This window comes from Ramlibacter rhizophilus (assembly GCF_004681965.1).
In the GTDB taxonomy this organism is placed as follows: Bacteria; Pseudomonadota; Gammaproteobacteria; order Burkholderiales; family Burkholderiaceae_C; genus Ramlibacter; species Ramlibacter rhizophilus.
The window spans coordinates 1-16,221 of record NZ_SMLL01000001.1 but is presented as its reverse complement, the minus strand read 5'-3'; the positions used below and the strand labels follow the sequence as shown (position 1 = coordinate 16,221).

Sequence of the window (16,221 nt, the reverse complement as noted above, 5' to 3'; positions counted from 1 at the left end):
GACGAAAGCGCGGGGCGAGAAGGGGGCGTTGCGGCTGCTCAGCGGATCGACGGTGATGCTAGCTCAGCATGTGGTGCGCGCCGCAGGAATTGGCGTGGATCGTTGTGCATCGACATCGTGGGTGGCGACTACTTCGACCCATCACCCGTCGCCACCACACGCAGCGTCTTGACCAGGATGCGCAGGTCCATCCAGATCGACCATTCGCGGGCGTAACGGGTGTCCAGGGCCACACGCTCGCTGAAGCTCAGACGATTGCGCCCGCTCACCTGCCACAGTCCGGTGAGTCCCGGCTTGAGCGCGCAGTAGTCCGGCCAGTACGGGCCATAAAGCTGACGCTGGCTTTGCATGCAAGGGCGCGGCCCCACCAGGCTCATGTCGCCGACCAGCACGTTCCAGAACTGCGGCAGCTCGTCCAGGCTGGTGCGGCGGATGAAGGCACCAAAGCGGGTGATGCGCGGATCGTCATCGAGCTTCTGGAACTTGTGCCATTGCTCGCTGGCTTCTGGGTGCGTGTCCAGATAGCGCACGAGGGCGCGATCGGCGTCGGCCCGCATCGACCGAAACTTGTAGAAGCGGAAGCTGCGCCCGTGCAGGCCCACGCGGCGCTGCGTATAGAAAACCGGCCCGCGCGAGGTGAAGGCCACCCCGGTCGCAACAGCCAGGTAAACCGGCATGAAAAGCGTGAAGAAGACGAGGGCACCTGCGATATCGAACGCGCGCTTGACCGCGCGGTGGCGGGGCCGCAGTTCGCGCCCGGGCCGGGTGTGGACCACTTCTGCTGGCGTGATGACGCTTGCTGCAAAAGGCAGCGGATCGCTCTTATCTCTGTACATCCTGCGGAAAACTCCCTGTGCCCCGTCAGCCCTCGCCGTACTGATGCACGACCCCGTGATGTTTCCACAGACATTGCTGAGCTGTCCAGTAATAAAAACATCGGTATTGAGTTTCCAGATAAACAACGTATTAACCATATACCTACCCGGGGCCCGGCATTTATTGCCACTAAAAGATTCTCTTCCGGACCGGGTGATACGTACAAAAAACAGAACAAAACTCCACGCGTGTGTCGGAACCACTCCATGCGTTGTCGAGCCGACACATGGGGGCCATAGAAAGCTCTCTCGTGCTGGGGTGCTCACTCGCCGGCGGCCGGCGCCCGACCCGTTCGTACGCTACTCTTCAGTTAGCGCTGATGACCGTGGCCATCCTCCGCAAGACTCCCACAATGCCTTCACGCCTCTTTCCTGCCCTCCTCTTTGCCATCGTGCTTGGCACTCTGATGCCAGGCGAAATCAAGGACCAGGCACATAGCCTCCTTGGCCCCCAGCTGCCCTGGCCCGCAGTGGCGCATTTCGTGCTGTTCGCTTTGCTAGGCAGCATGTCCGCACCGGGGCCGCACTGGCGTGCTACCGGGCGTGTGCTGGCCCTGGCAGTGGCCCTGGCGATCGGTACCGAGCTGATGCAAACCTGGGTTCCCGGGCGGCACCCCACGCTACGCGATGTCGGAATCGATCTGGCGGGCGCACTGGCCGGCCGGATGTATGCCCTCGTGCGGACCCGCCTGTCTGGAACTCCAAGCACGCGCCAGACGGTGCAGACATAGGCCGCGGAGCTGGCAGGGAGCTCCTCCGCTTGTGCGTTGACCGTCATGCGGCGCAGAGGACTTGCAGTTAGCTTCGCCCACTAGCCTCCCGCCGGAAAGCCCCTCCTTCATCGACGCGGGACCGCCGCGTGCGAGTCACGCGCGAGGAGGCGAGCCTGGCGGTGCTCGGAGCACCGTTGCTGGTGCTGTCGCACGCCGTGTAGCCGCGCTCTCTCGTTCGCGGCATCGCCTGCGCGGCGCTGATTTCATTTGGCCTGCTGTGCTTGCAGCCTGACCAGAACTCCCCTTAAGGTGCGCGACCGGGTTCCGATCTATTTTCAAGATCATTCACCCAGCAAGGGAGAGCACATGGCCAGGTTGAAGTGGGCGGCAGCATGCATTTCGGCGGCGGTCTTGTCCGCGTGCGGGGGTGGCGCGCCGAATGAACTTGCGCTGGCGCATGCCAACGATCCTGCGCTTGCAACCAAGCGCCCGTCGCGGGGCACGCATCCAGACGCCCCGGCCTCCCCTGCCTTCCAGCCCTTCGACGTCGAGGTGACGACCACGGCGGGCGATGCCCACGGGCCGGATGTTGCGCGGTTTGCCGACGGCAGCTCGCTTGTCGTATGGGCCGTGCAGGGCGACATGTTCGGGCAGCGCCTGGACACGCGCGGCGCCCTCACCGGTGCAGTCCTCCAGCTCGGCATGACAGACGCACCCGGCCCGCAGCGGCTCACGGTGACTGCGCTTTCGAGTGGCGGGTTCTTACTCGCATGGGCACAGGATCTTCACGCGACCACGCCGGCCGGTGTCCGGCAGGCGGTCCACGCGCAGCGCTTCACGGCATCCGGTGATCCGGTGGGCGAGCGGATCCTGGTGAGCGAAAGTCCGGTACATCCCGGAGTGCTCGACCTGACTGTGCAGCCGACCGCGGAAGGCGGCTTCGACGTGGGATGGACCGGCAAGCCCGGGCGCGCCGGCCTGGGCCGGGCTTACGTTCAGCGGTATGCGGCAGACGCTGTGCCGAGCGGTGGCAACGTCGCGGTGAGCGAGACACCCGGCGAGCAGTCCCGGATCGAGCTGGTCCCCCTCCCCAATGGGACTCTGGTCGCTGCCTGGGTGAACACCACCGCCGACGCCGTTCCGGTGTCGTCCGTGTACACGCGCCGCATCAATCGCCATGCCGAACCCGTCGGCCCGGAGACAGAGGTGGCCGCTTCACGGGGAAGCACCGCCATCCCGGAGATTGCAGCCACCGGCGTCTCCCATGCGACATTCGCGCTCGCGTGGCACCGCGGGGATTACTCGTTGCAGCCAAGCATCCTGGTGCAGACCTTGGGCATGAACGGGCGCGAGGTCACACCGGCCGTTGTCTTGCCGACGGCTCCGTTCGTCTACAAGCTAAACGCGATAACGCTGCAGGACCACGCTTTCGCCATCGCCTGGCAGAACGAACGGGGATGGAACCGCGGCACCAGCGCGAGCATCGGTCTTCAGGAGTTCGATGCTGATGCCAGGATGCAAGGCGCCTCCGAGGTTCTGGCGGACAGGCTGACGAGCTGGTGGAGCAGCGTGGGGCCGCAACATGGAATCTCGGGCAAAGACTACGCCATCGCAGGCGGGCCGGACGGGCACGTGGTGCTGGTGTACGAAGGGGTAGGCAACGGCGGCAGCACGGTACACGCGCTGGGGCGCTGACCGAATGCCGGCTGGCCTGGATCAATTCGCTTGTGCCAATTGATCCAGGATGGCAGGGTTCTCCAAGGTACTCGTGTCCTGCGTGATCGCCTCCCCCTTGGCAATGCTCCGCAGCAACCTCCGCATGATCTTCCCGCTGCGCGTCTTCGGCAGGTTGTCGCCGAAGCGTATGTCCTTCGGCTTGGCGATGGGTCCGATCTCCTTGGCCACCCAATTGCGCAACTCGTTGGCGATCTGGCGGGCTTCCTCGCCCGTGGGGCGCGGACGCTTGAGCACCACGAAGGCGCACACCGCCTCGCCCGTGAGGTCGTCGGGGCGGCCGACCACCGCGGCTTCGGCCACCAGGTCGGTCTTGGCCACCAGGGCCGATTCGATCTCCATGGTCCCCAGGCGGTGGCCCGAGACGTTCAGCACGTCGTCGATGCGGCCGGTGATGCGGAAGTAGCCCCGGTCGGCGCTGCGCACCGCGCCGTCGCCGGCCAGGTAGGTGCGTCCGCCCATCTCCTCGGGGAAGTAGCTTTTCTTGAAACGCTCCGGGTCGCCCCAGATGGTGCGGATCATCGAGGGCCAGGGCCGCTTGACCACCAGCATGCCGCCCGCGCCGTTCGGCAGGTCCTTGCCGGTCTCGTCCACGATGGCGGCCATGATGCCCGGCAGCGGCAAGGTGCACGAGCCCGGCACCAGCGGCGTGGCGCCCGGCAGCGGCGTGATCATGTGGCCGCCGGTCTCGGTCTGCCAGAAGGTGTCCACGATGGGGCAGCGCTCGCCGCCCACGTTCCGGTGGTACCACATCCAGGCTTCGGGGTTGATCGGCTCGCCCACGCTGCCCAGGATGCGCAGCGAGGAGAGGTCCCAGCGCCTGGGATGGACGGCTTCGTCGCTCTCGGCGGCCTTGATGAGGGAGCGGATGGCCGTGGGCGCGGTGTAGAAGATGCTGACCTTGTGCCGCTCGATCATCTGCCAGAAGCGGCCCGCGTGCGGGAAGGTGGGCACGCCCTCAAAGATGACCTGCGTGGCCCCGGCGGCCAGCGGGCCGTAGGCGACGTAGGTGTGGCCAGTGATCCAGCCGATGTCGGCCGTGCACCAGAACACGTCCTCGGGCCGGATGTCGAAGGTCCACTTCATGGTGAGGTGGGCCCACAGCAGGTAGCCGGCGGTGGAATGCTGCACGCCCTTGGGCTTGCCGGTGGAGCCGGAGGTGTAGAGGATGAAGAGCGGGTGCTCGGCATCCACCGCTTGCGGCGGGCACTCGTCGGCCTGGCCCTGCAGCGCCTCGTCGAAGGTCTTGTCGCGCCCGTCCACCATGTTGCAGGCCGTGCCCGTGCGCCGGTACACCAGCACGCTGCGCAGCGTGTCGCAGCCGCCCATGCCGATGGCCTCGTCCACGATGGCCTTCAGCGGCAGCTCCTTGCCGCCGCGCATCTGGAAGTTGGCGGTGACCACGGCCACCGCGCCAGCGTCGATGATGCGCTCGTTCAGCGCCTTGGCCGAGAAGCCGCCGAAGACCACGCTGTGCGTCGCGCCGATGCGGGCGCAGGCCTGCATGGCGACCACGCCCTCGATGGTCATGGGCATGTAGATGATCACGCGGTCGCCGCGGCCGATGCCCTGCGCCTTCAGGGCATTCGCGAACCGCGCCACGCGGGTGAGGAGTTCGCGGTAGGTGACGGTGGTGACCTGGCCGTCGTCGGACTCGAAGACGATGGCGGTCTTGTTCTCCACCGGGGTGCCCAGGTGCTTGTCCAGGCAGTTGGCGCTGGCATTGAGCTGGCCGTCGTCGAACCAGCGGTAGAACGGTGCGCGGCTCTCGTCCAGGGTGCGGGTGAAGGGCCGCGTCCATTCGACGTTCTCGCGCGCCAGGCGCGCCCAGAAGCCCTCGAAGTCGTCTTCCGCCTCCCGGCACAGGGCCTCGTAGGCCTGCATGCCGGCGATGCGCGCCCCCTGCACTGCCGATTCCGGCGGCGGGAACACGCGGTTTTCGACCAGGACGGACTCGATGGCGCTCATGCTTGTCTCCGAAGTGGTAGGACCGGGGCGGGACTCTCCGGGGAGCCTCTTACATCGCCCTGACGCGAGTTTAGCCAGCCGCCCCGGGCCCCGCCTCTAGAATCGCCGGTCCTCCCAGCACCTGATCCGATGGCCGACCCGAATCCGCTCCAAGGCAGGAAATCTCCCCTGCGCCCGCTTCCCAACCTGATCTTCGCCAGCCGCTGGCTGCAACTGCCCCTGTACCTGGGGCTGATCGCCGCCCAGGCGGTGTATGTCTTTCACTTCTGGGTGGAACTCGTCCACCTGCTGGAGGCCGCCTTCGGCAGCGAGGTCGCCCTGCAGAAACTGGTGACCAGCATCGGCTACAAGAGCACCGCGCCGGTCACCTCGCTGAACGAGACGGTGATCATGCTGGTGGTGCTGGCGCTGATCGACGTGGTGATGATCTCCAACCTGCTGATCATGGTGATCGTGGGCGGCTACGAGACCTTCGTGAGCCGCATGAACCTGCACGGACACCCCGACCAGCCCGAGTGGCTCAGCCACGTGAACGCCTCGGTGCTGAAGGTCAAGCTGGCCACCGCGATCATCGGCATCAGCTCCATCCACCTGCTCAAGACCTTCATCAACGCCGACAACTATTCCGACCGGGTGCTGATCGCGCAGACGGCGATCCACATCGCCTTCCTGCTGTCGGCCATGGCGATCGCCTACACCGATCGCATCATGGCCGGGCCGGCGACCCAGCGGCACTGAGGGGCGCCGCTCAGGCCAGCCGCGCGGGGCGCAGCCACACCTCCACCTGCAGGCCGCCACCGGGCCGCGGCGACAGGCGCACCACGCCGCCATGCGCCTCGGCCTGCTGGCGCGCGATGGCGATGCCCAGGCCGCTGCCCGCGGCGCGCGAGCGGGCACGCTCGGTGCGATAGAAGGGCCGGCCCACCAGGACCAGTTCCTGCTCGGTCAGGCCCGGGCCGCGGTCCAGGATGCGCACCACGACCCAGCCGTGCTCGACACTGCTGCTCACCTCCACGGCCTCCCCGCCGTAGCGCACCGCGTTGTCCAGCAGGTTGCCGAAGATCTGCCGCGCCGCCGAGGGGCGCAGGTCCGTGTACGGCAGGCCGCCGAGCTGCATGCGCACGGGGATGTCGGGGCGTGCCAGCTGCAGGGCAAGCTCGGACAGCAGTGGGTCGAGGTCCAGTTGCTGCACCTCCTCGCCCGCAGGCGACTGGGCGAACTCGCTGAAGCGCCTGACCACGCGCTGCATGTCGTCCGCGTAGCGCGCCGCCTCGGGTGAGAGTGTCGTCGCAGGCTGCGCCCTGCGAAAGTTCTGCACCAACTCCTCCAGGTCCCTTGCCACGCCCACCATCAGCAGCGTGCGTTCTGCCTGCACCTCAGCCACGCGCGAGGCCATGCCGCGCAGATGGCTGGCGAGTTCGAGCGGGTCGCTGCCCGGACTCACGGGCGGCACGGTGTCCAGGCGGCCGCTGCGCGGGTCCATGCGGTCAAGGGCCTCCGCGACCCACGACAGGCGGCGGCGCAGGCTGGTGATCAGGTAGGCGGTACCGGCCGAGGCGGTGAGCACCGCCAGGAACACGACGATCGTCAGGTGGGCGGCGCGAACCGAGACGAATGGCCCCAGATCCATGCGAACCCAGGCCGTGCGGCCGACGTCCACCGGCACGCTCAACCACAGCAGCGGCCGCGGACCCGGCGTGAACGCGACGTCGTAGCGGGGGAGGCGCTCGCGCAGGCTGAAGAGGAAATCCTGCACCAGCAACTGGTTCGGCTCGACCAGGGGCCAGGCAGTCGGGTCGTCCTCGGCCACCAGGTCATTGCTCATTTGCCCCAGCTTTCTCAGCAGGGCCAGGCGCTCGGGCACGGGGTTGGACTGGACCGCGGTGACCAGCGCCTCGAAATTCGCGGCGTAGACCTCGGCGGCCATGCGCACCCGCGGGCGCTGCACGAAGTGCTCGAAGGCAATCCCGAACAAAGCCGTGGTGAGCGACAGCACAGCGACGATCACGACGAAGTGGAAGAGGAACACCGCCCCGAAACGGCTGACGATCTTCTGCCAGGTCCGTCCCAGGGCGGCGCGCGCGCCCGAAGAGGCCCGAACCCTGGACAGCCCGCTGCTCACGTGCTCCATGATCGATTTCTCCTCTGCTCCAGATCGACGCTCGTCCATCCGTGCACTCGGTTACTGCCGCCACTCTCGTGGGCCATTCCAACTCAACAATTGGTGCGAGGCAGATTAGCACGCTCCACTTCAGTTGGGAAACTATTCGATACCAAATCAACCAAATCGACGGTCACTCTAATTCTTTGTATTTATTTCCGTCGTCAGTCCTGGCCTGGGTGCTCGCCCGTCATCTGCTCGGGCCGCACCCACCGGTCGAAGTCCTGCGCGCTCACATGCCCCAGTGCGATCGCCGCCTCGCGCAGGGTCGTGCCCTCGCGGTGCGCCTTCTTGGCGATCTGGGCGGCCTTGTCGTAGCCGATGTGGGGATTGAGCGCCGTCACCAGCATGAGCGAGCGGTCCACCAGCTCGGCGATGCGCGCGCGGTCCGGCTCGATGCCCCGTGCGCAATGCGCATCGAAGCTGTCCATGCCGTCGGCCAGCAGGCGCACGCTCTGCTGGAAGTTGTGCGCGATCAGCGGCCGGAAGACGTTGAGCTCGAAGTTGCCCGAGGCCCCGCCGACGTTGATGGCCACGTCGTTGCCGAAGACCTGGGCGCACAGCATGGTCAGCGCCTCGCTCTGCGTCGGGTTGACCTTGCCCGGCATGATGGACGAGCCCGGTTCGTTCTCCGGAATGCGCAGCTCGCCGATGCCGCTGCGCGGACCGCTCGCCAGCCAGCGCACGTCGTTGGCGATCTTCATCAGGCTGGCGGCCAGGGTCTTGAGCGCGCCGTGCGCATGCACCAGCGCGTCGGCCGCGGCCATCACCTCGAACTTGTTGCCGGCGCTCACCAGGGGCTGCCCGGTGAGCCGGGCCAGCTCGGCGGCCACCTGCACATCGAAGCCGCGCGGCGCGTTCAGGCCCGTGCCCACCGCGGTGCCGCCCAGCGCCAGCTCGCACAGGTGCGGCAAGGCCGCCTCGACGTGGCGCCGGTTCTGCGCGAGCTGCGCGGCATAGCCGGAGAACTCCTGGCCCAGCGTGAGCGGCGTGGCGTCCTGCAGGTGGGTGCGGCCGATCTTCACGATGTCCGCGAACTCGCGCGACTTGGCCGCCAGCGTCTCGTGCAGGCGCTCGATCGACGGCAGCAGCCGCTCGCGCAGGCCCACCACCGCCGCGATGTGCATGGCCGTGGGGTACACGTCGTTGGACGACTGGCTGCGATTGACCTCGTCGTTGGGGTGCACGAGGCGGCCCTCGCCGCGCGGGCCGCCGAGCAGTTCGCTCGCGCGGTTGGCGAGCACCTCGTTGACGTTCATGTTGGTCTGGGTGCCCGAGCCTGTTTGCCAGACCACCAGGGGGAATTCGTCCGCATGCCGGCCGGACAGCACCTCGTCGGCCGCCGCCACGATGGCCGCCGCCTTGTCCGGCGGCAGCAGCCCCAGCGCGCGGTTGACCACTGCGCAGGCGCGCTTGACCTGCACCAGCGCTCGGATGATCTCGCGCGGCTGGCGCTCGCCGGAGATGTCGAAGTTCTGCAGCGAGCGCTGCGTCTGCGCGCCCCAGAGGCGTTCGGCCGGGACTTCGACCGGGCCGAAGGTGTCGTGTTCGATGCGCGTGCTCATGGGCCTCGTTCCGTGCGACGCATCCAGCGTCGCTCTCGAATTCAGAGCGGTTCGATGCCGTGCAGGGTTCCGCGATACGAGGGCTACCCTACCAGAGCGCCGCCCAAAACGCGACGCAGACTAAGGTAGCAGCAGCCCGATCCCGAGTGCGACGAGCGCCAGCGCCACGGCGGCGACACGCCAGTACGAAAGTTTTTCCGCCGCATCGAGGGCGCGGCGCGAGGCGCCGGCGCCGGCGGCCCGCCAGGCCTGAAGGTCCCAGCGGCTCGGGGCTGGCGCTCGCGTCGGCCGGCTGCGCCATCGCAGCCACGCGGCATCCGCGATGCAGGCGATATCGCCCGAGGGAACGCGCGGCACGCGGCCGACGCGAAGCGCGGCCCAGGCCAGCGCCAGGGCGAGCAGCAGCGGCCAGGTCGCCGTCCACGCGTTGCCAGCCTCCAGGACCTTCGGCAGCAGCGTCGCGTCGGTCCGCGCCGCCAGCCACCACGGTGCCAGCAGGGCCGCGGCGGCGAGCGCGCCGAAGGCGAGCGTCTGGCGCGGCCCCGCATGGGCCTTGCCAGGCGCCTGCCGCGCGGCCAGGTGGAGGAAGCGCAGCATCAGCAGCAGCGTCCCCGCCCCCACCAGCGCGGCGGCCTGCGCGACGAGACCACTGCCCAGCGGCTCCTTGGCCGCGAGCTTGGCGAGCATGCCGCCGGTGAGCGGCAGGCCGGCCAGGGCCAGGCCCAGCACCGCGCACGCAACGAGCACGCCGCGGCGGCCCGGCCCCGACAACACGCCCACGGCCAGGAACAGTGCGCCCTTGGCCAGCCCGTGGTGGACGGCGAAAACAAGCACCGCCACCGCCGTGGCGCCGCCGATGCCGGCCTGCGAGGCGCCCCCGGCGAGGATGGCCACCAGCAGGCCCATCTGGCTCATCGTGGAGTACGCCAGCACGGGCTTGGGCTCGCGCTGGCAGACGCCGAGCGCCACGGCCATCCAGGCCGTGCCGACACCCAGCACCTGCAGCCACTCGGCGAAAGCCGCCATGCCGCCTTCGCCCGGAAGGAAGCGCAGCAGGCCGAGGATGCCGGCCTTCACGATCGCGCCGCTCAGCACCGCGGACGCCGGCACCGGCGCCGCGGCATGCGCGAGCGGCAACCACCCGTGCAGCGGAAAGAGGCCGCACTTGACCCCGAGCCCGGTCGCCAGCGCCAGCACCGCCAGCTCGCCGTGCGCCGCCGCCGGCAGCGCCTCGCGCACCCTCGCGATCTCCAGGCTGCCCGCAGCCTGCACCCCCAGCATGAGCCCGAGCAGCAGCGCGATCTCTGCGAAGAGCGCGAGCGCGATGTAGACGCGCCCGGCGCGCCAGGCGGCGTCGCTGCGTTCATGCATGACCAGTCCGTAGGCGGGCAGCGAGACCAGGGCAAAGGCGAGATAGAAGCTCGCCGCGTCCGCGGCCAGGCAGGTGCCCAGGCTGCCGGCCAGCGTGAGGTTCCAGGCGATGCAGAAGGACCGCGGATGCGGCGTGCCGCGCAGGTACGCCGGTGCGTAGAAACCGGCGGCCGTCCAGAGCACCGCGCAGAGGCCGAGGAACACCGCGCCCGTGCCGTCCAGTTGCAGCACCGTCCCGAGCAGGAGTTCCGGCGCGTCCACGCGCGTTCCCCAGGGCGCCGCGAGCGCGCACGCCAGCCCCGGCAGCGCCGCCCAGGGCAGCAGGCGAAGCGGCTCCCGCACGGCGCCCGACAAGGCCGCCAGCACCAGCGGCACCGCCAGCGCGAGCACGACGAGCAGCGAGGCCAGGTTCACGGCCGGTAGCTCCTGTCCACGATCAGCGTCGCCCAGCCCAGGGGACTGTAGGCATAGCCGGCCAGCGCGCCGGCCGCCACGCTGACCACCGCCGTCACCACGGCCGGCAACACCAGCCCCGGCGCGGGCGGCTCCCGCCGCGCGCCCGGGGGTGCCGGCCGGAGCCAGGCGCGGTGCAGCATGGGCAGGAAGTACGCGGCGTTCAGCAGCGCGCTGGCGCCCAGCACCAGCAGCACCCACGGCCGGTCGGACTGCAGCGCGCCCACGCCCAGGTACCACTTGCTCACGAAGCCCGCCACCGGCGGCAGGCCGATCATGCCCACGGCCGCCGCGCTGAAGGCCAGCATCGTGCCGGGCATGCGCCGACCGGCGCCGTCCAGCTGGTCGATGCGGGTGATGCCGGCGCGCTCGGCCAGGGCGCCGGCGCAGAAGAAGAGCGTGATCTTCATCAGGCCCTGGTGCACCAGATGCACCAGGCCGCCCACGGTCGCCGCCGGCCCGAACAGCGCGGTCCCCAGCACGATGTAGGAGACCTGGCTCACGGTGGAATAGGCCAGGCGCCGCTTGATGTCCACCTGCTGCAGCGCCCGCAGCGACCCCCACAGGATCGTCGCGCTGGCCACGAGGGTCAGCGGCAGCCCCAGGCCGAGGTGGTGGACCAGCTCGATGCCGTACACGTCGTACACCAGCCGCACGATGCCGAAGGCGCCGGCCTTGACCACGGCCACCGCGTGCAGCAGCGCGCTCACCGGCGCGGGCGCGACCATCGCCGAGGGCAGCCACCCATGCAGCGGCACCAGCGCCGCCTTCACGCCCAGGCCGGCGACCATCAGGGCGAAGATCCAGCGCAGCGAGTTGGCGTCGCCCTGCGACAGGCTGCCCTGGCGCACGAACTCGATCGGCCCGGTCTGGCCTTCCAGCCACACGATGCCGGCCAGCAGCAGCGCGCTGCCGAAGAGGGTGTAGGCCAGGTACCGCCGACCCGCCGCGAACGAGGCCGCATCGCCCTTGTGCACCACCAGCGGCCAGGTCGCCAGCGTGAGGATCTCGTAGAAGATGAAGAAGGTCACCAGCGTGCCCGAGAGCGCCACGCCCGTGGTGGCGGTCACGCAGAGGCTGAAGAAACCGAAGAAGCGGGACTGCTTCGGGCCGTCGCCGAGGTAGGCGATGGCATAGACCGTGGTCACCAGCCACAGGAAGGCCGACAGCGTCACGAAGAGCAGCGAGAGCGCGTCCACCCGCAGCAGCAGGTCCAGCCCGGGCACCAGTTCGAGCCGGGCCTCGTAGGCGACGCCGTCGCGCACGCCGGACAGCATGGCCAGCACCAGGCCCAGCTTGGCGACGGCGGCGCCCAGGTTGAAGGCGCTGCGCGTGCGGCGCGCCTCCTCCGGCAAGGCAAAGATCACCAGCGCGGCCAGCAGCGACAGCGCCAGCGTGGCGATGGGCAGGACGGCCTGCATCACGGGGCCATCTCCAGCGGGGCCGCCAGCATGCGGTAGGGCCAGGCCGAGCCCAGGCCCAGCAGCACGGCCGCCAGGGCGAGCGCCAGGGCGAGTGTCTGGCGCGCACGCGAGACGTCCCTCTGCAGCACGGGCTGCGCATCGGCCAGCAGGCGGGCCATGGGCCGGAACAGGTAGCCCGCGGCCAGCAGCCCGCCCACCAGCATGACCGCCGCCCACCACCATTGCCCGCTCGCGAGCGCGGCCACCAGCAAGAGGTACTTGGCCAGGAACCCGGCCGAGGGCGGCAGCCCCATGAGCGAGACCGCGGCCAACGCGAAGGCGAAGGCCGCCAGCGGCATGGCGCTGCCCAGGCCCGCCAGCGAATCGATGCGGTCGTTGCCCACGGCCTCGGCCATCGCCCCGGCCGAGAGGAACAGCGCCGCCTTGGCCAGGGCATGCGCCAGCGCGTGCAGCGCCACCCCCACCCAGGCCGTGGCGGCCCAGTCCTCGGCGCGGGCCGCGCCCGTGGCCAGGGGGAACAGCAGCAGCAGGTAGCCCAGCTGGGCCACCGTGGAGTACGCGACCACGAGCTTCAGCCGCTGCTGGCGCCAGGCCAGCAACGATCCCAGCACGATGGCCAGCGCGCCCAGCGCCCCGAGCAGTTGGCCCAGGGCCGGGCCCGTCAGCGCCGGGAACACCTCGAAGCCCAGGCGCAGCAGCACGAGCACCGGCGCCTTCACCACCAGCGCGGACAGCAGCGCGCTGGCGGGCGCGGGTGCCGCCGCATGCGCGGGGGCGAGCCAGCCGTGCAGGGGGAACAGGGCCGACTTGGCCATGAGCCCCGCGGCCACCAGCGCGATGGCCGCCGGGGCGGGCGGCTGCGTGGCGCCCAGGCGTCGCAGCTCCCCCAGGTCCAGGCTACCGAAGCCCGCATACAGCATCACCACCCCGAGCAGGAAGGACAGCGAGCCGAGCAGCGCGAACAGCAGGTAGCGCAGGGCCGACTCGAGCGCGGCCCGCGTGCCTTCCAGCGCCACCAGGGAGACGCCGCAGATCGTGAGCAGCTCCAGGGCGACATAGAGGTTGAACAGGTCGGCCGCGAAGAAGGCGGCATTCAGCGCGGCGACCAGGCCGAAGCACAGCGGCCAGAAGGCCCAGGCGCGGCGCTGCGGGCCCTCGCGCATCGGTCCGCGCGCGAAGCCCAGGGCGGCCGCGGCCACGAGCGCGCCGACCAGGGTGAAGGCCGCCGCGAGGCCGTCGTTGCGCAGCGCGATGCCCAGGGGCGGCCGCCATCCGCCGACCGCCAGGACGGTGGCGTCGTGCGATGCGGCCTGCAGCACGGCCCCCAGCCCCACCGCGATGGCCAGCAGCGAGACCGGCAGCACCAGCGCCTGCGCCAGCCGCAGCGACACGCTCGCCGCCAGCGCGGCGGCCAGCGGCAGGGCCACGGCCATGGCCGACCAGGGCACCTGCGGCGAGGCCGCCGCGGCCAGCCACTCGCTCAATGCTCCTCCTCGCCTTGCGCAGGCGCAAGGCGCTCCAGCCGCGCGGCGAGCGCCAGCGCCAAAGCGGTGGCGGCGAGCGCGACGACGATGCCGGTGATCACCATCGCCAGCGGAACGGGGTCGGTCTCGGGCATGCGCGCCGCCACGCTGCCGAAGACCAGGAAGATGCCGCTTCCCAGCAGGTTGAAGCCGAGCACGCGGCGCAGCAGCAGCTCGTGCGCCACCAGGCCGTACAGGCCGATGGCGACCAGGGCCGCGCCGCACAGGCCGAACAGCACGGCCGACGTCACGCCCGCCTCGCGGGGGCGCCCAGCACCAGCAGCGCCAGCGTGGCCGCGATCGAGGCGGTGAGTCCGGCCTCGATCACCAGCACCGCCGCCTTGGCCAGCGGCTGCGGGAAGTCGAGGAAACCGCCGGACGGCAGGGCGCCGGCGGCGAAGAGCAGGAACAGCGCCGGGCCGAAGACAGCGGCCAGGCGCAGGCGCCAGTCGGTCACGCCCGCCGGCGCGCCCTGCCCCGCCAGCGCCACCAGCAGCGCCACGGCCGCCAGCACGGTGCCGGCCTGGAACGCGCCGCCCGGACCGGTGGCCCCGGCCCAGAACAGATGCAGCGCCACCAGCAGCGCCAGCGGCGGCAGCACCCGCGCGAAGGACACCAGCAGGCCCTGCGCGCGGGCATGCTCCTCGTGCCCCGGCCGCTGGCCCCAGTCACGGTCGGCGCAGAGTGACCAGGCACCCACCAGCGCCATGAGCAGCACCACCGTCTCCAGCAGCGTGTCGTAGCCGCGGAAGTCCAGCAGCACCGCCGTGACCGGATGGCTCACGCCGGTGGCGCCGAGCTGCGCCCGGACGGGCCCGGCCAGGCCACTCGTGGCCGGCGGGTCAAGCACGAAAGCGGCCAGCGCGCCGAAAACGCCCAGCGCGAGCACGGCCCCCAGCGCGCGGCGCGGCGCCGCCACGCGCCACGGCGTGCGATCGGGCGTGGTGGGCAGGCGCGCGGCCGCGCGCACCAGCAGCACCCCCGTCAGGCCCGCGCCGATGGCCGCCTCGGCGAGCGCCACGTCCACCGCCCCCAGCCGCACCCAGGCCACGGCGGCGAAGAGCCCCAGCACCATGAAGAGCATCACCACCGCATAGGTCTCGCGCGCCAGCACCGCGCCCAGGGCGACCGCCAGCAGCAGCAGGCACAGCAGCGCGTCGAAGGCCAGGCTCACGGCTCCTCCTCGCGAACCGCCTGGGGGCTCACCAGGGCCGACCGGGCCACCAGCTGCGCGGCCGTGGCCGCGGCCAGCAGCGCCAGCAGCCACACCAGCATCAGCTTGAGCGCCTGCCAGGCACTTTCCGACTGCAGCGCCATGGCCAGGGCGATGAAGCCCAGCCCGAGGTTGTCCGCCTTGGTCAGCGCATGCAGGCGGCTGTGCACGTCGGGAAAACGCAGCAGGCCCACGGTGCCGGCCAGGAAGAACAGCAGTCCGGCGGCGAGCAGCACGAGGCTCAGACCGTCGATCAGCATCCTCATGGCGCTTCTTCCTCCGGGTCGCCGGCGCCGTCGCGGCTGGCGGCCTTCACGAAGGCCACCGTGGCCAGGGCGGCCAGCAGGGCCAGCACCAGCGCGACGTCCAGCACGGCCGGCAGGGCCTGTGCCTGCGCGAGCAGCATGAGCACGGCCACGCCCGCGGTCGCGCTCAGCTGCGCGCCCATCATGCGATCGGCCCGCGTGGGCCCGCGCAGCACCCGCACCAGGCTGGCCGCCACGGTCAGCAGGAGCAGTCCGGCAGCGCCGTACAGCAGCTCATTCACGGCGCGCCTCGCCCTCGTGGCCCAGCGTCTGCCGCAGCAGGCGCTCCAGCGCGCGGATGTCGCTGCCCACCGGCTGGCGGGTGTCCAGGCAATGCACCAGCAGCGACCGGCCGTCATCGCCGGCGGCCATGCTGCCGGGCATCAGCGTGAGGAGGTCGCCCAGCAGCTTGCGGCCGGGCCCGGGGGGAAGGTCCAGGCCATGGCGGATCCAGCCGGGGCGCAGCGGCATGCGGGGGTCGAAGGCCCGGCGCGCCACGTCGATGCCGCCGCGCAGCGAGCCGGAGAGGAAGTGCCCCGCCAGGCGGACGGCCCGGCGCGCGCTCACGGCCGAAGGCGCGGGCGGCAGGATGCGCATGCTGAGCCCCGCCGCGAGCGCGGCCGCGAGCAGGCCCATGAACCAGGCACCGGGCTCGGCCTGGGTGAGCACGAGCCACAGGGCGAGCATGAGGAGGAAGCGCTTGAGGAGGGACATGCCTGGTCGCATCGGATCAGGCACCCTAGCAGGAAGGGGGCGGGGTGTGTGTGAGCCTCGGCCGTCAGTGCGGCGGGGGACTTCTCTGATTTGGCACGGGCTTCTTTGCACTGTGGGCTTGCTCCCGTGGCGTGCCGGGTCTCGGCCCGGCGGCCGACCTACTTTCTTTGCTTCGCCAAAGAAAGTAGGCAAAGAAAGGCGA

At 70.4% G+C, this 16,221-nt stretch carries 15 protein-coding genes; 3 read left to right on the top strand and 12 right to left on the bottom strand.

Features of this window, described 5'->3' with window-relative positions:
* Nucleotides 1-128: 128 nt before the first annotated feature.
* Nucleotides 129-962 carry a sugar transferase gene (locus tag EZ242_RS00075; protein WP_240786929.1) on the bottom strand — a complete coding sequence of 278 codons (834 nt, stop codon included), beginning with the start codon at nt 960-962 and terminating at the stop codon, nt 129-131.
* Between the two features lie 266 nt (nt 963-1,228).
* Between EZ242_RS00075 and EZ242_RS00070 the strand changes: the two genes are divergently transcribed.
* Nucleotides 1,229-1,606: a VanZ family protein gene (locus tag EZ242_RS00070; protein ID WP_167784579.1), complete on the top strand. Its 378-nt coding sequence runs from the start codon at nt 1,229-1,231 to the stop codon at nt 1,604-1,606.
* Between the two features lie 348 nt (nt 1,607-1,954).
* The gene (locus EZ242_RS00065) at nt 1,955-3,283 is read left to right on the top strand and encodes a hypothetical protein (RefSeq protein ID WP_135283082.1); all 1,329 of its coding nucleotides are present in this window, start codon (nt 1,955-1,957) and stop codon (nt 3,281-3,283) included.
* Between the two features lie 21 nt (nt 3,284-3,304).
* Here the strand turns inward: EZ242_RS00065 and acs are convergent, their stop codons facing one another.
* On the bottom strand, nt 3,305-5,290 hold the full coding sequence (acs, locus tag EZ242_RS00060; protein ID WP_135283081.1) for an acetate--CoA ligase: 1,986 nt from the start codon (nt 5,288-5,290) through the stop codon (nt 3,305-3,307).
* A gap of 129 nt (nt 5,291-5,419) precedes the next feature.
* Here acs and EZ242_RS00055 point away from each other — a divergent pair, with 129 nt between their 5' ends.
* Nucleotides 5,420-6,028 carry a YqhA family protein gene (locus tag EZ242_RS00055; protein WP_135283080.1) on the top strand — a complete coding sequence of 203 codons (609 nt, stop codon included), beginning with the start codon at nt 5,420-5,422 and terminating at the stop codon, nt 6,026-6,028.
* Between the two features lie 10 nt (nt 6,029-6,038).
* Here the strand turns inward: EZ242_RS00055 and EZ242_RS00050 are convergent, their stop codons facing one another.
* From EZ242_RS00050 to EZ242_RS22180, 10 genes are all read right to left on the bottom strand, one after another.
* On the bottom strand, nt 6,039-7,421 hold the full coding sequence (locus EZ242_RS00050; RefSeq protein WP_167784578.1) for an ATP-binding protein: 1,383 nt from the start codon (nt 7,419-7,421) through the stop codon (nt 6,039-6,041).
* A 194-nt stretch (nt 7,422-7,615) separates the two neighbouring features.
* Nucleotides 7,616-9,016 carry a class II fumarate hydratase gene (fumC, locus tag EZ242_RS00045; RefSeq protein WP_135283078.1) on the bottom strand — a complete coding sequence of 467 codons (1,401 nt, stop codon included), beginning with the start codon at nt 9,014-9,016 and terminating at the stop codon, nt 7,616-7,618.
* Between the two features lie 120 nt (nt 9,017-9,136).
* Nucleotides 9,137-10,801: a complex I subunit 5 family protein gene (locus tag EZ242_RS00040; RefSeq protein ID WP_135283077.1), complete on the bottom strand. Its 1,665-nt coding sequence runs from the start codon at nt 10,799-10,801 to the stop codon at nt 9,137-9,139.
* The gene (locus EZ242_RS00035; RefSeq protein WP_135283929.1) at nt 10,798-12,261 is read right to left on the bottom strand and encodes a complex I subunit 5 family protein; all 1,464 of its coding nucleotides are present in this window, start codon (nt 12,259-12,261) and stop codon (nt 10,798-10,800) included. Before EZ242_RS00035 ends, EZ242_RS00040 begins: the two co-directional genes overlap by 4 nt.
* On the bottom strand, nt 12,261-13,748 hold the full coding sequence (locus tag EZ242_RS00030; RefSeq protein WP_135283076.1) for a complex I subunit 5 family protein: 1,488 nt from the start codon (nt 13,746-13,748) through the stop codon (nt 12,261-12,263). Before EZ242_RS00030 ends, EZ242_RS00035 begins: the two co-directional genes overlap by 1 nt.
* On the bottom strand, nt 13,745-14,038 hold the full coding sequence (locus EZ242_RS00025) for an NADH-quinone oxidoreductase subunit K (protein WP_135283075.1): 294 nt from the start codon (nt 14,036-14,038) through the stop codon (nt 13,745-13,747). The genes EZ242_RS00030 and EZ242_RS00025 overlap by 4 nt, the downstream gene beginning before the upstream one ends.
* A complete protein-coding gene (locus tag EZ242_RS00020; protein ID WP_135283074.1) occupies nt 14,035-14,961 on the bottom strand; it encodes a hydrogenase subunit MbhD domain-containing protein in 927 nt (308 codons plus the stop codon). Before EZ242_RS00020 ends, EZ242_RS00025 begins: the two co-directional genes overlap by 4 nt.
* Nucleotides 14,958-15,266 (bottom strand): cation:proton antiporter, encoded by a 309-nt coding sequence (locus EZ242_RS00015; protein WP_205960565.1) that lies wholly within the window; start codon nt 15,264-15,266, stop codon nt 14,958-14,960. The genes EZ242_RS00020 and EZ242_RS00015 overlap by 4 nt, the downstream gene beginning before the upstream one ends.
* On the bottom strand, nt 15,263-15,547 hold the full coding sequence (locus tag EZ242_RS00010) for an MrpF/PhaF family protein (RefSeq protein ID WP_205960564.1): 285 nt from the start codon (nt 15,545-15,547) through the stop codon (nt 15,263-15,265). Before EZ242_RS00010 ends, EZ242_RS00015 begins: the two co-directional genes overlap by 4 nt.
* Entirely contained in the window at nt 15,540-16,019 is a 480-nt protein-coding gene (locus EZ242_RS22180) for a Na+/H+ antiporter subunit E (protein ID WP_205960563.1), read from the bottom strand. The genes EZ242_RS00010 and EZ242_RS22180 overlap by 8 nt, the downstream gene beginning before the upstream one ends.
* Between the last annotated feature and the right edge of the window lie 202 nt (nt 16,020-16,221).

Excerpts from the sequence above, each read along its gene's own strand:
- EZ242_RS00070 (WP_167784579.1), top strand. The coding sequence starts at position 1,229 with ATGCCTTCACGCCTCTTTCCTGCCCTCCTCTTTGCCATCGTGCTTGGC.
- EZ242_RS00065 (WP_135283082.1), top strand. The coding sequence starts at position 1,955 with ATGGCCAGGTTGAAGTGGGCGGCAGCATGCATTTCGGCGGCGGTCTTG.
- acs (WP_135283081.1), bottom strand. The coding sequence starts at position 5,290 with ATGAGCGCCATCGAGTCCGTCCTGGTCGAAAACCGCGTGTTCCCGCCG.
- EZ242_RS00055 (WP_135283080.1), top strand. The coding sequence starts at position 5,420 with ATGGCCGACCCGAATCCGCTCCAAGGCAGGAAATCTCCCCTGCGCCCG.
- EZ242_RS00050 (WP_167784578.1), bottom strand. The coding sequence starts at position 7,421 with ATGGAGCACGTGAGCAGCGGGCTGTCCAGGGTTCGGGCCTCTTCGGGC.
- fumC (WP_135283078.1), bottom strand. The coding sequence starts at position 9,016 with ATGAGCACGCGCATCGAACACGACACCTTCGGCCCGGTCGAAGTCCCG.
- EZ242_RS00035 (WP_135283929.1), bottom strand. The coding sequence starts at position 12,261 with ATGCAGGCCGTCCTGCCCATCGCCACGCTGGCGCTGTCGCTGCTGGCC.
- EZ242_RS00015 (WP_205960565.1), bottom strand. The coding sequence starts at position 15,266 with ATGAGGATGCTGATCGACGGTCTGAGCCTCGTGCTGCTCGCCGCCGGA.
- EZ242_RS22180 (WP_205960563.1), bottom strand. The coding sequence starts at position 16,019 with ATGTCCCTCCTCAAGCGCTTCCTCCTCATGCTCGCCCTGTGGCTCGTG.